The 1,123-nt window shown below is 60.1% G+C and carries 2 protein-coding genes; both read left to right on the top strand.

Translation table 11 applies throughout. The annotated features are described in order from the left end of the window. The coding region (locus EOA13_RS37210; RefSeq protein ID WP_127298054.1) for a TOBE domain-containing protein at nt 1-219 on the top strand (219 nt) is incomplete at its 5' end. Nucleotides 220-247: 28 nt separating this feature from the next. Further along, nucleotides 248-1,123: MDR family oxidoreductase (locus EOA13_RS37205; RefSeq protein WP_164780643.1), on the top strand; the 876-nt coding region annotated here is incomplete at its 3' end.

Genomic DNA, 1,123 nt, shown 5'->3' with positions numbered 1-1,123 from the left:
GTCGAGAGCACGGGGGATGTCGGTCCCAACAGCGTGTCCGCGGTCGTCAGCGACATCGTCTATCTTGGCGTCGAATGCAAGATAATCGCTGACATCGGAAAGCAATCCCTCCAAGTCAGAACACGGGATTTAAACCTGATGAACTCTCTCGCTCCCGGGGCGGCCGTTGTGCTCTCCTGGAAGCCGGAAGACGCGATCATGATTAATTCGGCGCACTGAGCCGAGACCGATTTCAGGAGTTCTATTGATGGAAGATTTTAGCGTATTCGTGATCGACAACGATCAGGGTAACCACATAGCGGAGTTCCGCAATATCTCACTGGCCGATCTGCCCGCCCACGACGTACTCGTCGAGATCGAATACTCGAGCCTGAATTACAAAGACGGTCTCGCCATCACGGGCAAGGGGCGCATCGCAAGGCGCACTCCGATGGTCGCCGGGATTGATCTCGCGGGCACGGTCGTCGAGTCAAAGTCGTCGCTTTGGTCGCCGGGCGACAAGGTTGTCTTGAATGGCTGGGGCCTCTCCGAAACCGAGTGGGGTGCGTTTTCCCGCTTCCAGCGCGTAAAGGGTGAATGGCTTGTCCGGTTGCCGGACGGTTTCTCCCCGCAGGAAGCGATGGCCATCGGTACGGCGGGATATACGGCGGCCTTATGCGTGGACGCTCTCGAAGACTGGGGATCGGTGGCTGAGATAAGCGCGCCGATTATCGTCACTGGGGCTGCAGGAGGCGTCGGCTCCGTTGCCGTGAGCCTCCTGTCGGCTAAGGGCTACAAGGTGTCGGCGTCGACGGGGCGACCGGAGACGGCAGAGTATTTGAGGTTTCTCGGTGCGACCGAGATCGTGGATCGGACAACGCTTTCGGAACCAGGCAAGCCCTTACAGGAAGAGAGGTGGGCGGGGGCCGTAGACTCCGTTGGAGACACCACGCTCGCCAACGTCATCGCTCAGATGAAATACGGCGCTGCGGTCGCCGCATGCGGGATGGCCGGTGGGGTCAAGCTCCCGTCGACGGTCTTTCCGCATATCCTGCGAGGTGTCGCGTTGCTCGGTATCGACTCCGTCTATGCGCCGCGCGCAAAGCGCGAGCGTGCGTGGAGAACGCTTGCAGATCATCTGGAC

This window comes from Mesorhizobium sp. M7A.F.Ca.US.011.01.1.1 (assembly GCF_003998295.1).
In the GTDB taxonomy this organism is placed as follows: domain Bacteria; phylum Pseudomonadota; class Alphaproteobacteria; order Rhizobiales; family Rhizobiaceae; genus Mesorhizobium.
Note: the sequence above shows the minus strand (reverse complement) of the source record. Positions and strands in the feature narration are given on the sequence as shown.